Source organism: Pseudomonas sp. HS6, from assembly GCF_023375815.1.
Taxonomy (GTDB): Bacteria; Pseudomonadota; Gammaproteobacteria; order Pseudomonadales; family Pseudomonadaceae; genus Aquipseudomonas.
Genome location: NZ_CP067412.1, coordinates 5,769,585 through 5,785,914, shown reverse-complemented (window position 1 = coordinate 5,785,914; position 16,330 = coordinate 5,769,585). Strand labels below are relative to the sequence as shown.

Annotated in this window: 15 protein-coding genes; 8 read left to right on the top strand and 7 right to left on the bottom strand. The window is 61.1% G+C overall.

Annotation, left to right across the window (positions count from 1 at the left end; genetic code table 11):
* Window positions 1-7: 7 nt before the first annotated feature.
* Window positions 8-2,149 (top strand): catalase HPII, encoded by a 2,142-nt coding sequence (gene katE / locus JJN09_RS26295; protein WP_249484382.1) that lies wholly within the window; start codon window positions 8-10, stop codon window positions 2,147-2,149.
* Window positions 2,150-2,241: 92 nt separating this feature from the next.
* Here the strand turns inward: katE and JJN09_RS26290 are convergent, their stop codons facing one another.
* Genes JJN09_RS26290 through zur form a run of 4 tightly spaced genes read right to left on the bottom strand, consistent with a single transcriptional unit; the run spans window position 2,242 to window position 5,041 of the window.
* Entirely contained in the window at window positions 2,242-2,955 is a 714-nt protein-coding gene (locus tag JJN09_RS26290) for a PA5502 family lipoprotein (RefSeq protein WP_249484381.1), read from the bottom strand.
* A 37-nt stretch (window positions 2,956-2,992) separates the two neighbouring features.
* The gene (gene znuB / locus JJN09_RS26285; RefSeq protein ID WP_065260666.1) at window positions 2,993-3,781 is read right to left on the bottom strand and encodes a zinc ABC transporter permease subunit ZnuB; all 789 of its coding nucleotides are present in this window, start codon (window positions 3,779-3,781) and stop codon (window positions 2,993-2,995) included.
* Window positions 3,774-4,559 carry a zinc ABC transporter ATP-binding protein ZnuC gene (gene znuC, locus JJN09_RS26280; protein WP_096822428.1) on the bottom strand — a complete coding sequence of 262 codons (786 nt, stop codon included), beginning with the start codon at window positions 4,557-4,559 and terminating at the stop codon, window positions 3,774-3,776. The genes znuB and znuC overlap by 8 nt, the downstream gene beginning before the upstream one ends.
* The gene (zur, locus tag JJN09_RS26275) at window positions 4,559-5,041 is read right to left on the bottom strand and encodes a zinc uptake transcriptional repressor Zur (protein WP_011331783.1); all 483 of its coding nucleotides are present in this window, start codon (window positions 5,039-5,041) and stop codon (window positions 4,559-4,561) included. Before zur ends, znuC begins: the two co-directional genes overlap by 1 nt.
* 66 nt (window positions 5,042-5,107) lie before the next feature.
* On the opposite strand from zur, the gene JJN09_RS26270 reads away from it, so the two are divergent.
* Entirely contained in the window at window positions 5,108-6,028 is a 921-nt protein-coding gene (locus JJN09_RS26270) for a zinc ABC transporter substrate-binding protein (RefSeq protein WP_249484380.1), read from the top strand.
* A gap of 41 nt (window positions 6,029-6,069) precedes the next feature.
* Here JJN09_RS26270 and JJN09_RS26265 read toward each other — a convergent pair whose 3' ends face one another.
* Together JJN09_RS26265 and JJN09_RS26260 are read right to left on the bottom strand one after the other, a co-directional pair.
* Window positions 6,070-7,023, bottom strand: coding sequence for a homoserine kinase (locus JJN09_RS26265; protein WP_249484379.1), 954 nt, complete (start codon window positions 7,021-7,023; stop codon window positions 6,070-6,072).
* A gap of 60 nt (window positions 7,024-7,083) precedes the next feature.
* A complete protein-coding gene (locus JJN09_RS26260; protein WP_249484378.1) occupies window positions 7,084-7,374 on the bottom strand; it encodes a DUF2782 domain-containing protein in 291 nt (96 codons plus the stop codon).
* Between the two features lie 74 nt (window positions 7,375-7,448).
* On the opposite strand from JJN09_RS26260, the gene polA reads away from it, so the two are divergent.
* Window positions 7,449-10,253 (top strand): DNA polymerase I, encoded by a 2,805-nt coding sequence (gene polA, locus JJN09_RS26255; RefSeq protein WP_249484377.1) that lies wholly within the window; start codon window positions 7,449-7,451, stop codon window positions 10,251-10,253.
* A gap of 426 nt (window positions 10,254-10,679) precedes the next feature.
* On the opposite strand, the gene yihA is transcribed toward polA, so the two are convergent.
* Entirely contained in the window at window positions 10,680-11,324 is a 645-nt protein-coding gene (gene yihA, locus JJN09_RS26250; RefSeq protein WP_249484376.1) for a ribosome biogenesis GTP-binding protein YihA/YsxC, read from the bottom strand.
* Between the two features lie 191 nt (window positions 11,325-11,515).
* Here yihA and JJN09_RS26245 point away from each other — a divergent pair, with 191 nt between their 5' ends.
* The 5 genes from JJN09_RS26245 to JJN09_RS26225 all read left to right on the top strand — a co-directional run bounded on the left by JJN09_RS26245 (window position 11,516) and on the right by JJN09_RS26225 (window position 16,316).
* Window positions 11,516-11,821 (top strand): cytochrome c5 family protein, encoded by a 306-nt coding sequence (locus tag JJN09_RS26245; protein ID WP_249484375.1) that lies wholly within the window; start codon window positions 11,516-11,518, stop codon window positions 11,819-11,821.
* A gap of 32 nt (window positions 11,822-11,853) precedes the next feature.
* Window positions 11,854-12,471: a cytochrome c gene (locus JJN09_RS26240; protein WP_096822422.1), complete on the top strand. Its 618-nt coding sequence runs from the start codon at window positions 11,854-11,856 to the stop codon at window positions 12,469-12,471.
* A 211-nt stretch (window positions 12,472-12,682) separates the two neighbouring features.
* A complete protein-coding gene (locus JJN09_RS26235) occupies window positions 12,683-13,324 on the top strand; it encodes a thiol:disulfide interchange protein DsbA/DsbL (RefSeq protein ID WP_096822420.1) in 642 nt (213 codons plus the stop codon).
* A 14-nt stretch (window positions 13,325-13,338) separates the two neighbouring features.
* Window positions 13,339-14,217, top strand: a complete 879-nt coding sequence (locus tag JJN09_RS26230; protein ID WP_249484374.1) for an endonuclease/exonuclease/phosphatase family protein — start codon at window positions 13,339-13,341, stop codon at window positions 14,215-14,217.
* Window positions 14,214-16,316 (top strand): diguanylate cyclase, encoded by a 2,103-nt coding sequence (locus JJN09_RS26225; RefSeq protein ID WP_249484373.1) that lies wholly within the window; start codon window positions 14,214-14,216, stop codon window positions 16,314-16,316. Before JJN09_RS26230 ends, JJN09_RS26225 begins: the two co-directional genes overlap by 4 nt.
* Window positions 16,317-16,330 lie beyond the last annotated feature (14 nt).

Here is a 16,330-nt window from a genome sequence, read left to right as displayed (position 1 = left end):
ACGTCTGATGAGTACCAAAAAACCTGCCGCCGACAAAAGCCAACTGGCCGGGACCGACACCCCGGATCGCGCCAACACCAACGCCAAACTCGACAGCCTGGAGACATTCCGCTCCGACGCCACCGGCCAGGCCCTGCGCACCAATCAGGGCGTGAAGGTCGCGGACAACCAGAACACCCTCAAGGCCGGTGCTCGTGGGCCGTCGCTGCTGGAAGACTTCATCATGCGTGAGAAAATCACGCACTTTGACCATGAGCGGATTCCCGAGCGCATCGTCCATGCCCGAGGCACCGGTGCCCACGGCTTCTTTCAAACCTACGAGAACCATTCGGCGCTGACCAAGGCCGGCTTCCTACGAGATCCCGGCAAGAAAACGCCAGTGTTCGTACGCTTTTCCACGGTGCAAGGGCCACGCGGCTCCGGCGATACCGTGCGCGACGTTCGTGGTTTTGCCGTGAAGTTCTTCACTGACGAAGGCAATTTCGATCTGGTCGGCAACAACATGCCGGTGTTCTTCATCCAGGACGCGATCAAGTTTCCCGATTTCGTCCACGCGGTGAAACCCGAGCCGCACAACGAAATGCCTACCGGTGGCTCGGCTCACGACACGTTCTGGGACTTCGTATCGCTGGTGCCGGAATCGGCGCACATGGTCATCTGGGCCATGTCCGACCGGGCCATTCCGAAAAGTCTGCGCAGCATGCAGGGCTTTGGCGTGCACACCTTCCGGCTGATCAACGCCGAGGGCAAATCACGCTTCGTCAAATTTCACTGGCGCCCCACCGCAGGCACCTGTTCGCTGGTGTGGGACGAAGCGCAGAAGCTGGCCGGTAAAGACACCGACTACCATCGACGCGATCTCTGGGAGGCCATCGAGACCGGGGACTACCCGGAATGGGAACTTGGCGTACAGGTCATCGAGGAGGAAAACGAGCACGACTTCGATTTCGACATCCTCGACCCGACCAAGCTGATTCCCGAGGAAATCGTTCCGATCACGCCGCTGGGCAAGATGACCCTCAACCGCAACCCGGATAACTTCTTCGCCGAGACCGAACAGGTCGCGTTCTGCCCCGGCCATATCGTGCCAGGGATCGACTTCTCCAATGACCCGCTGCTGCAAGGTCGGCTGTTTTCTTACACCGATACGCAGATCAGCCGACTCGGCGGGCCGAACTTTCATGAGCTGCCGATCAATCGCCCAGTTGCGCCGTTCCACAACGGCCAGCGCGATGCCCAGCACCGCACGGTAATCGACAAGGGCCGAGCCTCCTATGAGCCGAACTCGATCGATGGCGGCTGGCCGAAAGAAACCCCGCCGGCCGCACAGGATGGTGGTTTCGAGAGCTACCCGGAACGCATCGACGCCAACAAGATCCGTCAGCGCAGCGAGTCGTTCAGCGATCACTTCTCCCAGGCGCGGCTGTTCTTCAACAGCATGAGCAAGCACGAACAGGAACACATCATCTCGGCCTACAGCTTCGAACTGGGCAAAGTCGAGCGGGAGCATATTCGTGCGCGGGAGGTGAACGAGATTCTGGCCAACATCGATCTGGAACTGGCCAAGCGCGTGGCGGCAAATCTCGGTCTGCCGGCCCCCGCCAAAGGCACGGTCGAGGTGCGCAAGACTTCTTTGGATCACTCACCGTCCCTGAGTCAGGCCAACCTTTTGCCGGAGAACATCAAGACGCGAAAAGTGGCGATTCTGGCGGCCAATGGCGTCGATGGTGCGGCGATTGATGCAATGAAGGCCGCTTTGGCGGCAGAAGGTGCGCACGCCAAACTGCTCGGCCCGACCTCGGCGCCGGTGAAGACGGCCGATGGCAAAAGCCTCGCGGTGGATGCGTCGATGGAAGGTTTGCCTTCGGTGGCGTTCGACGCGGTGTTCGTGCCGGGTGGCGCGGCGTCGGTCAAGGCGTTAAGCGGTGACGGCGTGGCGTTGCACTACCTGCTGGAGGCGTACAAACACTTGAAGGCAATTGCTTTGCAGGGAGAGGCCAAGCAATTGCTGGATGTGTTGAAGCTGGAGGCGGATGCCGGGTTGATCGAAGGCAAGGATGTGAAAGCGCTGACCCAGCCGTTCTTTGCGGCGATCGGGCAGCATCGGGTCTGGGATCGCGAGCCTAAAGCGAAAGGCGTTCCGGCTTAAGAGATTGAGCGCCTGGTAAAACGTCATCGCGGGCAAGCCCGCTCCCACAGGATTGCGCCGTGCCTGTGGGAGCGGGCTTGCCCGCGATGCTTTTAAGGTTTGCGCGGGCTCAGAACCATCTGTGCCGGGACTGTGCGCAGAATCTGCTTCTCGATCTGCAGATCGAAATCCGGATCGAGCTTCTTCACGCGTTTGGTGATCAACGTCGCCAGCCAAGGGTAATCATTGGTGCGCGGTGCCTGAATGCTCACCGCGCAATCGTAATTCACCACATCGGCGGCGATCGCGTCGAGTTGACGGCGAAGTTTGCGGCTATCGGTGATATTCAGCGCAATCGTGGTGCTTTCGGCGGTCGGATCGATCACTTTGGCTTTCGGCTTGGCTTCAGCGGCCTGGAGCGCTGCTTCGGCTTTTTCCAGCTCAGCCTTGCGGGCTTCGGTGATGGCGCCGTTGACGCCACCGGTCAGCGCCGGAGCCTTGGGCATCAGCGCGCGGGCGCGGGCCAAAGCGGTTGCGGCCGCATTCACATCGCCCTTTTGCAGGACGATCTGGCTGCGGCGCAGATAGGCTTCGGCCAACTGGCGCTGGTATTGCTCAAGGGACTGATCGTTGGGCGTTTCGGTCTGCAAGGCTGCCAATTGGTCCTCGGCGGTGGCCAGTTCGCTGCTGGCCAGGCTTTGCTCCAGCTGTGCGATGGCCGTGGCCCGCGCATCGGGGGCTTCGGCCACCGGCGGCGTGCTTTGGCAGGCGCCCAGCAGCACTGAAAATGCGACAAGGAGCAGATAACGGGAGGCGAACGGCTTCATTCCTGCGACTCTCTATTTGCGCAAAAAACGAGCAAGTCTACACCCCTCGACGGGGCAGAACAAAACTCAGCAGAAACAGTGCGGCCGCCGTCACAACGATTGACGGGCCGGCCGGGGTGTCCTTGAACCAGGACAGCGCCAGCCCGCCACACACGGCGAGCATGCCCAGCAGGCTCGCGCCCAGTGCCATCTGCTCCGGCGAACGGGCGTGACGTTGTGCCGCAGCCGCCGGGATGATCAACAGCGACGTAATCAGCAACACACCGACGATTTTCATCGCCACGGCGATCACCACCGCGATCAGCAACATCAACGCCATGCGCAAACCAGCCACCGGCAGGCCTTCGACCCGGGCCAGTTCTTCGTGCACGGTGATCGCCAGCAGCGGCCGCCACAACGTCACCAGCAGCACCAGCACCGCCGCGCTGCCACCGAGGATCCACGCCAGATCGGTCGGGCTGATCGCCAGCAGGTCGCCGAACAGATAGGCCATCAGGTCGATCCGCACTTCATGCATGAAGCTTAGTACCACCAGACCGAGAGAGAGCGTGCTCGGCGCAAGAATGCCCAGCAATGTGTCGGACGCCAGCGGCTGACGCTGTTGCAGGGTCACCAGCAGCACCGCCAGCAGCAGGCAGCCCACGGTGACCGCAACGGTCGGGCTGACATCCAGCAAAAAACCCAGCGCCACGCCGAGCAGCGCGGCGTGGGACAGGGTGTCGCCGAAATAGGCCATGCGCCGCCAGACCACGAACGACCCCAGCGGCCCCGCGACCACCGCCAGCGCCAGACCTGCAAGCAGGGCGTAGAACAGAAAATCAGCCATGCTTGCAGCTATCTCCGTGAACGTGAGGTTGGCCCGTCACAGGCCCTTTGACCACCGAACCATGCAGGTCGTGGGCGTGGTCGTGATGGTGGTGATAGACCGCCAGGCTCGGTGCGTGATTGCCGAACAGCTCGACGAAAGCCGGATCGCCACTGACCTGCTCGGGATGCCCGGAGCAGCAGACATGACGGTTGAGGCACACCACCTGGTCGGTGGTGCTCATCACCAGATGCAGGTCGTGAGAGACCATCAGCACGCCGCAGCCGTGACGGTCGCGCAGGCGGGTGATCAGGCTGTACAGCTCGGCTTGCCCGGCCACATCGACACCTTGCACAGGCTCGTCGAGCACCAGCAGTTCCGGCTCGCGCAACAGCGCCCGGGCCAGCAATACGCGCTGCATTTCACCGCCGGAAACGCTTTGCACCGGGCTGTCTATGACGTGCTCGGCGCCGACTTCCTTGAGTGCCGCCAGCGCACGCGGGCGATCAACACCCGGCACCAGACGCAGGAAGCGCAGCACTGACAGCGGCAAGGTCGGATCGACGTGAAGCTTTTGCGGCATGTAACCGATGCGCAGTTTCGGCTTGCGCCAGACGCTGCCGCTATCGGGTTTCAACAGCCCGAGCACGGCGCGCACCAGCGTGGTCTTGCCGGCGCCGTTGGGGCCGATCAGGGTGACGATCTGCCCCGGCTCGACGCTCAGGTGAATATTGTCCAGCACGTTCTGCCCGGCAAACCGGACAGCCACCTGCTCCAGACGGATCAACGCATCGCTCATCAAGCCCCCCGGCAACCGGAGCAGAGGCCGACTACTTCAACGGTCTGGGCCTCGACGATAAAACCGACGTCCTTGGCGCTGTGGACGATCGCGTCGCTGATGGTTTTTTGCTCAAGTTCGATAGCGGCGTGACACTCGCGGCAGATCAGGAACTGGCCCTGGTGCGAGTGTTTCGGGTGAACGCAGCCGACAAAGGCGTTCAGCGAGGAGATGCGGTGCACCAGGCCGTTTTCCAGCAGAAAATCCAGCGCGCGGTACACGGTCGGCGGCGCGGCGCGGCGCCCGTCCTGCTCGCTGAGCACCGCGAGGATGTCGTAGGCACCCAGCGGCTTGTGGCTCTGCCAGACCAGTTCCAGCACCCGCCGACGCAATGCGGTCAGGCGCAGGCCTTTCTGTGCACACAAGGCATCGGCCTCGGACAGGGCGCTGTGGACGCAATGGGAGTGGTCGTGGGGACGGCTGGCAATCGGGGTAATAGGCATGAGCGGCGACGAGTTTGGTTAGAGACGTTATTATGTTACCCGTTCTCGCCTCCTTGAGTGGTCATCGTGTCCCGACTTTTTTCTGTTTTTGTGGCATTTGTCGCCAGTTTTCTGCTGATCGGTTCGGCTCAGGCCGAAGTCAGAGTCCTCACTAGCATCAAGCCGCTGCAATTGATTGCCGCGGCGGTGCAGGACGGCGTGGCGATTCCGGAAGTGCTGCTGCCGCCGGGGGCTTCGCCGCATAACTATGCGTTGCGCCCGTCCGACGTGCGCAAGGTGCAATCGGTGGACTTGCTGTACTGGATCGGCCCGGACATGGAAGGCTTCCTGCCTCGCGTGCTGAACGGTCGCACGTTGCCGAGCGTTGCCGTGCAGGACCTGCCGGGCATGAAGCTGCGTCGCTTCGCCGAAGACAGCCACTCCCACGCCGAAGACGCCGACGAGCATGATCATGATCACCGCCCGGGCACCCTTGATGCGCATTTGTGGCTATCGCCGGTAAACGCACGGGTTATTGCCGACAAGATGGCCGCCGACCTGAGCGCTGCCGACCCGGCCAATGCCGAGCGCTATCAAAGCAACGTAAAAGCGTTCGACGAGCGTCTCGATGCGCTGGATCAGCGTTTGAAGAAACGTCTGGCCAGCGTTGAAGGCAAACCCTACTTCGTCTTTCACGAAGCCTTCGACTACTTCGAAGATGCCTACGGCTTGAAACACACCGGCGTGTTCAGCGTCGCGGCGGAAGTGCAGCCGGGCGCTCAGCATGTGGCGGCGATGCGCGCGCGTTTGCAGGAAGTCGGCAAGACGTGCGTGTTCAGTGAGCCGCCGTTGCGCCCACGCCTGGCCGAAACCCTGGTAGCGGGCCTGCCGGTGAAGCTGGCGGAACTGGATGCGTTGGGTGGGTATACGCCGGCGACAGCTCAGGGTTATGAGCAAGTGCTGGAGAAGCTGGGGAATGATCTGGCGGGTTGTCTCGAATCGCTCTGATACAAAAAAACCGCAGCCTGCACAGGCTGCGGTTTTTTCTTTTACAGGGCGAAAGGTAGCGGCGTACTGACCGTCTGACGCTGGGCCAGACGCTGCTCGAACTCCTTCGGATCGTGAATCAGCACGTCCTGCCCGGCGAACGATTCCGCCGCGATCAATCGCGACAGCCAGAACCGCACGCACGCCACTCGCAGCATGGTAGGCCACAACTCTGCTTCGGCTGCCGTGAACGGGCGCAGTGTCGCGTAGGCACCCAGGAAGGCCCGCGCACGTGGGCCGTCGATCAGGCCGTCATCGTCCGAGCACCAGTCGTTCAAGGCAATCGCCACGTCGTAGAGCATCGGCCCGGAGCAGGCGTTGTAGAAGTCGATGAGCCCGGTCAGGTGCGTGCCTTCGAACATCGCGTTGTCGCGGAACAGGTCGGCGTGGATGTTCGCCCGTGGCAGCGCGAGAATTTTGTCTTTCTGTTGGGTGATTTCGTCCAGCGCGGCTTGCAGCAGCGCGCGCGGCTCGTCGCTCAGGTGCGAGAGAAACTGCGTGCCCTCTTCCAGCATCCAGTCCAGGCCACGATCGGTCTTGCGCTTGATCATGTTATTGCCCTGGGTTGCCAGGTGCAGGTGCGCCTGCAAGTCACCGACCTGCGCGCAATGCTGGGCGTTGGCCTGTTTGATGTGCTTGCCGGCGAGGCGCGGTTGCAGCAGCGCCGGCTTGCCTTTCAGCTCACGCAGGGCCACGCCGTCGGTGGTGCGCAGTGCGTAAGGCACCGGCAGGTCGGCTTCGTGGAGGACGTCGAGCAGGTCGATGAAGAACGGCATTTCCTGCACCGGGCCGCGCTCGACCAGGGTCAGGACGAACTCGCCCTTTTCCATGCTGATAAAGAAGTTGGTGTTTTCGCTGCCGGCGGCGATCCCCTGGAAATCGAGCAGACGGCCGAGCCCGTATGGGGCGAGAAAGGTTTCCAGCTCGGGCCGAGCCAGGGGGGTGAACACAGACATGGTTAAAAACTGCTCAGTTCTGGCGCCGCCATCGCGTCGGCGCCGGTTGAAATTAAGAAACTACTTCCACTCGAAAATCTTCCACGCGGGGATCAGCATATCCGGCTGGTCCGAGCGGATGAAGTTTGCATCAGTACCGTCCGCGCGCACCAGAAAATAGGGTGGAAAACCCTTCTTGGTCACCTTGATCGCGTACAGGAAACCGTTCTGCCGGTACTCCTGGATGGTTCTATCACCTTCGGTACGGATGGTGACCTCCGGTTCCGCTGACGGCGCATCATCCGCCGCGATCGCGGCCAGTGGCGTGGTTGCAATCAAACTGACCAGCAGCAAGCGATTTAACGTACGCATGATAACCTTGTCCCTTTGTCGTCAACGGTCCCGCTATTCTAGCGCCGGACCCGCCGAAAAGGTTGATCCTGCTCATGAGCCAAGCCCCCCTCGTCCTGGTGGACGGTTCGTCTTACCTGTACCGCGCCTTTCACGCGCTGCCACCGCTGACCACGTCCAAAGGCCTGCCGACCGGTGCGGTCAAAGGCGTGCTGAACATGCTCAAGAGCCTGCGCAAACAATATCCGGACAGCCCGTTCGCCGTGGTGTTCGACGCCAAGGGCGGGACATTTCGCGATGAGATGTACGCCGAATACAAGGCCAACCGCCCGAGCATGCCCGACGACATGCGCGTGCAGATCGAACCGCTGCACCAGAGCGTGAAGGCCCTCGGTTTCCCGCTGCTGTGCGTCGAAGGCGTCGAGGCCGATGACGTGATCGGCACCTTGGCCCGCAGCAGCGCGGCCGCCAATCGTCCGGTGATCATCTCCACCGGTGACAAGGACATGGCGCAACTGGTCGACGGGCACATTACCTTGGTCAACACCATGTCCGGAAGTTCGATGGACGTGGAGGGCGTGAAGGAGAAATTCGGCGTCGCTCCCGAGCAGATCATCGATTATCTGGCCCTGATGGGCGACTCTTCCGACAACATCCCCGGCGTTCCCGGCATCGGGCCGAAAACCGCGTCCGGCCTCCTGGTGGGCGTCAACGGCGGCCTGACCGAGCTCTACGCGCAGCTCGATATCGTGCCGACCCTGCCGATCCGCGGCGCCAAGACCCTGCCGGCGAAGCTCGAAGAGCATAAGGAGATGGCGTTCCTCTCCTATCAACTGGCGACCATCAAGGTCGACGTGCCGCTGGATATCGAGCTCGACGACCTGAAAATGGGCGCAGAAGACCCGGCCAAACTTTACGAGCTATACACCCTGCTGGAGTTCAAGAGCTGGATCAACGATCTGGACCGCGACGCCAAACGCCTGGAACTGAGCAGCGTCGCCGCGCCTGAGCCGGCCGGCGATCTATTCAGCGCGCCTGCGGAAGAAACGCCCGCCGCACCGACTGAGGCCGCGTACGAAACCATCCTCGATCAGGCACGCTTTGACGTCTGGCTGGAAAAACTGAAGAACGCCAAGCTGTTTGCCTTCGACACCGAAACCACCGGCGTCGACGCCCAACAGGCGCAACTAGTCGGTCTGTCCTTCGCGGTGCAGGCGAACGAAGCGGCCTATATTCCGCTGACCCACTCCTACATCGGCGTGCCGGAGCAACTGGATCGCGACACTGTGTTGCGCGCGCTCAAGCCGATCCTGGAAGACCCAAGCAAGCTCAAGGTCGGCCAGCACGCCAAGTTCGACATGAACATCCTGGCCAACTGCGCCATCGGCGGCGACCAGAACGAAGGCATCACCGTAAACGGCATTGCCTTCGACACGATGCTTGAGTCCTACGTGCTCAACTCCACCGCCATCCGTCACGACATGGACAGCCTGGCGCAGAAGTACCTGGACCACACCACCGTGAGCTTCCAGGACATCGCCGGCAAAGGCGCCAAGCAGCTGACCTTCGACCAGATCGCTCTGGAACAGGCCGGGCCCTATGCCGCCGAAGATGCTGACGTGACCCTGCGTTTGCATCAGACGCTGTTCGAAAAACTCAGCGCCATCCCGAGCCTGGCCAGCGTGCTGACCGACATCGAGATCCCGCTGGTGCCGGTACTGGCACGCATCGAGCGCCAGGGTGCCTTCGTTGATGCCGCGCTGCTCGGCATTCAGAGCATCGAGCTGGGCGACAAGATGGTCGCGCTGGAGCGTGAAGCGTTCGAGATCGCCGGTGAAGAATTCAACCTGGGTTCGCCGAAGCAACTGGGCGTGATCCTCTACGAAAAACTCGGCCTGCCGGTGCTGAAGAAAACCGCCAAGGGCCAGCCGTCCACCGCCGAAGAAGTGCTGGCGAAACTGGCCGAAGACGATCACCGCTTGCCAAAAGTGCTGATGGAACACCGTTCCATGAGCAAGCTGAAAAGCACCTACACCGATCGCCTGCCGGAACAGATCAATCCGCGCACCGGGCGTATTCACACTTCGTATCATCAGGCTGTCGCGTCGACCGGTCGCTTGTCCTCGAGCGATCCGAACCTGCAGAACATTCCGGTGCGCACCGCTGAAGGCCGACGCATCCGTCAGGCCTTTGTTGCGCCGAAAGGTTACAAACTGCTGGCGGCGGACTACTCGCAGATCGAATTGCGGATCATGGCGCACCTGTCCCGCGACGAAGGCCTGATGAACGCCTTCCGCAATAACCTGGACGTGCACACCGCAACGGCCGCCGAAGTATTCAAGGTCGAGCTGAACGAAGTGTCCTCCGACCAGCGCCGTGGCGCCAAGGCGATCAACTTCGGTCTGATCTACGGCATGGGCGCGCAGAAGCTGGGCAAAGACATCGGCGTCGACACCAAGACCGCCAAGGCTTACATCGACACCTACTTCGCGCGCTACCCGGGCGTTCGTGAATACATGGATCGCACCCGCGCGCAGGCGGCAGACCAAGGTTTCGTGGAAACGATCTTCGGCCGTCGTCTGTATCTGCCGGACATCAACTCCAACAAGCCGCAGGAACGCGCTGCCGCTGAACGCACGGCGATCAACGCGCCGATGCAGGGCACTGCAGCAGACATCATCAAGAAAGCCATGGTGGCGGTGGATAACTGGCTGAGCGCTTCGGGGCTGGACGCCAAAGTCATCCTGCAGGTGCACGACGAACTGGTGCTGGAGGTTCGTGAGGATCTGGTCGATCAGGTTCGCGACGAAATTCGCGTGCACATGAGCGAAGCGGCGAAACTGGACGTGCCGCTGCTGGTGGAAGTCGGGGTTGGCAACAATTGGGACGAGGCTCACTGAGGCCTCTGGGACGGGGTTTTGCCGCGACATGACGTCGCGGCAAAAGCATCGAATGGCGCTTAGTTCTGATCGCTCTTGAGCTTATTCCAAAGTTTTTTGAAAAGAATCTGAACTAATCTTGCGACAGGCCACTCAGAGATACTGAATGGCTGGTGAAGCCCTTCGATGCTCCTATGTTGTGTTAAGTGTTGGCAGATATCTGAACCCCGCCCTAGCGGTTCGGAACTTGAACCCCGGAACTTCTCCCTCCCCATATGAAGTCCGGGGCTTTTTTTGCCCCAAAATCGGCTGTAGCGCGGTCATGCTGCGTTAAAAGCGTTACTAAAAATGCTCATTTAGGTTCCCTAACGTCGAGCGCGACCCCGGCCGTTTTACTAACACTTTTGCCTTGCCTGACCGCACTACAGCCAATTTTCCATATCCTGATTATTCAGCAGCTACTTCCGCGCCTTTGTCTGCCAGTTCCATCCAGCCCGCCAACACAGTGTAGGCGTCTTCCAGGCCCATGCGTTTTGGTGCGGAGAACAGCTGGATCGTCACCAGGTCACCCCACCCCTTGCGAATTTCCGACTGCACCTTGAGCAGCGTGTTCTTGGCTGCGCCGTAGGTCAGCTTGTCCGCTTTGGTCAGCAGAATGTGCATCGGCATGCCGGCCGCAACGGCCCAGTCGAGCATCAGCAGGTCGAAGTCGGTCATTGGATGACGGATGTCCATCATCAGAATCAGACCCTTCAAACTCTCGCGACCACCGAGGTAAGCCTCGAGGTGACGCTGCCAGTGTTGCTTGAGCGGGATCGGTACTTTTGCATAACCGTAGCCCGGCAGGTCGACCAGACGCCGTTCATCGTCTAGCTTGAAGAAGTTCAACAGCTGTGTGCGACCCGGGGTTTTCGAGGTGCGCGCCAGGCTGGCGTGAGTCAGGGTGTTCAGCGCGCTGGATTTACCGGCGTTGGAACGACCGGCGAACGCCACTTCGAAGCCTTCGTCGTCGGGGCACTGATCGACTTTGGCGGCACTGAGCATGAACGTGGACTGTTGGCACAGGCCGAGGATGGGATTCTTGAGTTGCATGGGATTTCCGATGTGGGCGGCGCCGGGATTGGGCGCGGAACGCGGTGTCGCTTCCGTTTCAGTGACGCCAGTATATAATGCCGCAGATTTTGTGTGTGCTTTGTCCCAGCGAAGGATGAAGTTCACGAGAGCGACAGACCTTGATTGCGCATTAGAACGCAGAACGCTCTCAACCCTGAAAAGGTCGTTTTATGACGAAATGGCTGCTGGCTGCCGGAGTCTTGATGCCGCTTTACAGCGCACAGGCTACACAGGATCCGGAAGCAGTGTACAACCGTGTTTGTGGTGCCTGTCATTCCGGCCAACTACCCATGGCGCCCAAAAGAGGCGATCAGGAAGCTTGGACGCCGAGGTTGGCGAAAGGTATGGAGACGCTGGTGCAACACGTGACCCAGGGTTTCAAGGCGATGCCGCCGCGTGGTTTGTGCATGGACTGCAGTGCCGAGGATTACCAGGCCATCATCCTTTGGATGAGCGGAAGTAAACCCGGTCCATAACTCTTAACCCTTAGCCGTAGTTGGATTAGCTGATGAACAAATTGATCGTGAGTCTGCTGTTGACCGTGGGAATCTCAGGCTTCGCCCATGCTGCCGGTGATGCCGCCGCAGGCCAGGCGAAAGCCGCCGTTTGCGGGGCCTGCCATGGCCCGGATGGCAACAGCATGGCGCCAAACTTTCCAAAACTGGCCGGACAGGGCGAACGCTACCTGACCAAGCAGTTGCACGACATCAAATCGGGCAAGCGCACCGTTCTGGAAATGACCGGACTGCTGACCAACCTGAGCGATCAGGACCTGTCCGACATCGCTGCCTACTTCGCCAGCCAGAAAGGTAGCGTCGGCGCCGCCGATCCGAAGATCGTCGCTCGCGGTGAAGCCCTGTTCCGTGGCGGCAACCTGGAAAAAGGCCTGCCAGCCTGCACCGGTTGCCATTCGCCGAACGGCGCCGGTAACGCAGCCGCCGGCTTCCCGCACCTGGGTGGCCAACACGCTCAGTACATCGCCAAGCAACTGACCGACTTCCGCAAGGAAGATCCAGCAGTCGGCCGTAGCAACGACGGCGATGCCATGACCATGCGCACCATCGCTCGCAAGCTCAGCGATGAAGATATCGCCGCGGTCTCCAGCTACATCCAGGGCCTGCACTAAGGCCAGACCGGCGATGGTCTATCGAGCGTTGCGAACGACGGTCAACTCCCGCCACGTTAACGCTCGATTAATCCGGTGCATGAAGTATAAAAAGGGTGGCTTTGGCCGCCCTTTTTTGTGGCCGCTGCCGTTACACTACAGAACTCATGCCCGCCAGGATCTGTCTGAAAACAGCTCGCGCGAGGCGACCAAAATTGTCCAGGAGTAAAGCATGCGTAATCTGATCATCAGCGCCGCCCTCGTCGCTGCCAGCCTGTTCGGCGTGACCGCCCAGGCCGCCGAAGCACCTGCTGCCCCGTACGTCGAACTGAGCAATCCGGTGCCGGTTGCCGTGCCTGGCAAGATCGAAGTGGTGGAGCTGTTCTGGTACGGCTGCCCGCACTGCTACGCCTTCGAACCCGTGATCAATCCATGGGTTGAAAAACTGCCTTCCGACGTCAACTTCGTGCGCATCCCTGCCATGTTTGGCGGTCCGTGGGACGCTCACGGTCAGATGTTCCTGACCCTGGAAGCCATGGGCGTCGAGCACAGCGTTCACGCTGCCGTCTTCAACGCGATCCAGAAAGAACACAAGAAGCTGACCGACAAGAACGACATGGCCGACTTCCTCGCCACCCAAGGCGTAGACAAAGACAAGTTCCTGGCCACCTTCGATTCCTTCGCCATCAAGGGCCAGATCATCAAGGCTCGCGAACTGGCCAAGAAATATGAAATCTCCGGCGTTCCAACCATGATCGTCAACGGCAAGTACCGCTTCGACATCGGCTCCGCCGGCGGCGCCGAAGAAGCGCTGAAACTGGCTGACCAACTGGTTGCCAAAGAGCGAGCGACCAACAAGGCAGCCGCCAACTAAGCGCGGCAATCGCCATGCGCCGCTGGGGAACCGAACGTCTCGTTGGCCTGCACGATCCGCAGGTCAACGAGCATCACCTGGAATCCACGGGCCTGCCCGCAGACAGCCGTTTGCGCTTGCTCAGCTTCAATATCCAGGTCGGCATCAGCACCGAGCGTTATCGGCACTACCTGACCCGCAGCTGGCAGCATTTGCTGCCGCACACCGGGCGCTCAGGCAATCTGCAAAAGATCGGCAATCTGCTCGGCGACTTCGATCTGGTCGCCCTGCAGGAAGTCGATGGCGGCAGCCTGCGTTCAGGCTACGTCAATCAGGTCGAACACCTGGCCCATCTCGGCGCCTTCCCCTACTGGTATCAACAACTCAATCGCAACCTCGGCCGACTGGCCCAGCACAGTAACGGCGTGCTCAGTCGTCTGCGCCCGTGGGCGATCGAAGACCATCCGCTGCCGGGGCCGAAAGGTCGCGGGGCGATTCTGGTGCGTTTCGGCGAAGGTCCCGATGCACTGGTGGTGGTGATGATGCACCTGGCGCTCGGCGCCCGGGTACGCACGATGCAACTGGCCTACATTCGCGAGTTGATCGGCGGTTACAAGCATCAGGTCCTGATGGGCGACATGAATACCCACGCCAGCGACCTGCTGCAACACTCGCCCTTGCGCGACCTCGGCCTGCTGGCCCCACAACTCGAAGCGACATTCCCCAGTTGGCGCCCACAGCGCTGCCTGGACCATATTCTGCTCAGCCCGACCCTGACCCTGGAAAAGGTCGAAGTGCTGGCCCAACCAATTTCCGATCACCTGCCGGTCGCGGTAGAGATTCGTCTGCCGGGTTCGCTTACGGCCGATGCATTGCCCGCGTTGAGTCCTGCCCCTCGCGGAACGCCTGAATGAGCGACGAAGCCCAGCGCTGGAAAGAGAAATACCTCAAAAGCATCGAACAACAGGAAAAGCTCGAGCGTCGATGGGACGCCCGGCTCGACCTGCTGCGTCGCGGCCTGGTCCGCAGCACCCTGGCGGCGGAAGGTACCGACCGCGTGGTCGATCAATGCATGAAAGAAATGCGCGACGTGGTGCGCACCGACGACATGGATGCCGGCCTCGCCGCCCTGTTGCCGCGCCTTGAAAAAGCCGTGCTCGACTCCGAGCAGCGACGTGAAACCCGGATCGATCAGGTCAGCACCGCTCTGAACTCGTTGGTCGCTCAGTTGCAATCGCTGCCCCTGCCCCGGGAAGTCGCCCAGCCACTGAAGAAATTCGCCAAGCAATTGGATGGCCGGGTGAGTCAGGCACGGGAGATGCCGCTGCTGCTCAGCGAACTCAGCGGCTTGCAGGGCAAGGCCCTGAGCCAACTGGAGACGCCGGCGGAACCGGGACGTCCGGGATTGTTGCAGCGCCTGTTCGGCAGCCGCGACAACGAGGAAACGTCTGCCCCTGTGGCTCAGCCTGCCGTGATCACTCCGGCAGCTCATCCAGAACAACCGCCCGCCGCGCCTGAAAGCGCGCCAATGCCAGAAGCGCCTGTCGCAATCGCCGAACCGGCAGCCGTTGCCACCGTCAGCGAAGCACCGGTCGCCGTGCCCTTGGCCGCGCCACCGCAAGCACCAGCACCAGCACCAGCACCAATATCAACGTACGTTGCAGAGTCGGAAGTGGCTGCCTTCGAGCCTGCCCGGATCATTACAGAAGTCGTCACCGCTCCCAGCGAACCGAAACCCGCCGAGCCAGAACCCGAGCCGCAAGCCTTCGCGCTGCCTCCGGTCTTCGCGCCGTCCGCTCCGGCGACCATCAACCCCGACGAACTGATCCACCTCGGCGACAACCCGCCTCCGGTCATCCTCGACAGCCTGCCCTTGCCCGAGCCTATCGCGCAGGCACTGGCGGCCATCGATCCGGAGCAATCCGAGCAGGACATTTTGTATGCTTTGCCAGATTCACCCGAGCCGTCTTACAGCTCGGTGGCCAAACACATCGAAGATACGCTGATCGGCCTGCTGGACGATCTGACCTTGCCGGAACGCCATCGCCCGCAAGCCGAGGCCATGCGTGATCGGCTGAAAAATGGCCTCAACTGGTACGAATTGCTACCGATCCTCGACGATCTGGCGACCTTGATGCTGGCCATTACCGACAGCGGCCAGCACGAGTTCGAAGCCTATCTGCAGCAACTAAACGAACGCCTCGAAGCGTTCCAGAGCAACTTGCAGGCCGCCAGCGAAGGTCACGCCGACAACAGCTCTGCGGCGCGAGCGATGGATACGCAGATCCGTGAGCAGGTCGATGGCCTGCAGAACAGCGTGCAGGAAGCGGCGGATCTGAACGACCTCAAGCAGGTACTGGAAAACCATCTTGAAGGCCTGCTCGGCACGATGGATCAGCACCAGAAACAGCGTGACGCCCGTGAGCAGGAAGTGGCCGGACGCTTGAAAAGCCTGGCCGAGCGCGTAGCGCACATGGAACAGGAAGCCCTTGGTTACCGCGAACACCTCGAAGAGCAGCGCCAGAAAGCCCTGATCGATCCACTCACCGGTCTGCCCAACCGTGCAGCCTGGAGCGAGCGACTCGACCACGAAATCGTCCAATGGCAGCAACACGGCAACACCCTGAGCCTGGCGATGCTCGACCTCGATCACTTCAAACGAATCAACGACAACTACGGGCATCTGGCCGGCGACAAGGTGTTGAAGATCATCGCCACGGTCTTGCGCAAACGCCTGCGCGGCAGCGATTTCATTGCCCGCTTCGGTGGTGAGGAGTTTGTCCTGCTGCTGCCGGCAACCCCGCCGGCCGTCGGCGCCAAACTGCTGGAAACCCTGCGCGCCGCCATCGAAGCCTGCCCGTTCCACTTCAAGGGTGAGCGGGTCACGATCACCATATCCATGGGGCTGGCGGCGTTCAGGCCGGGAGAACACAGCGATCTGGTGCTCAAAAGAGCCGATCAGGCGCTGTATCGTGCAAAAAACGCAGGTCGCAACCGGGTGGAGCTGGGCTGAAGACAATTGTTCCA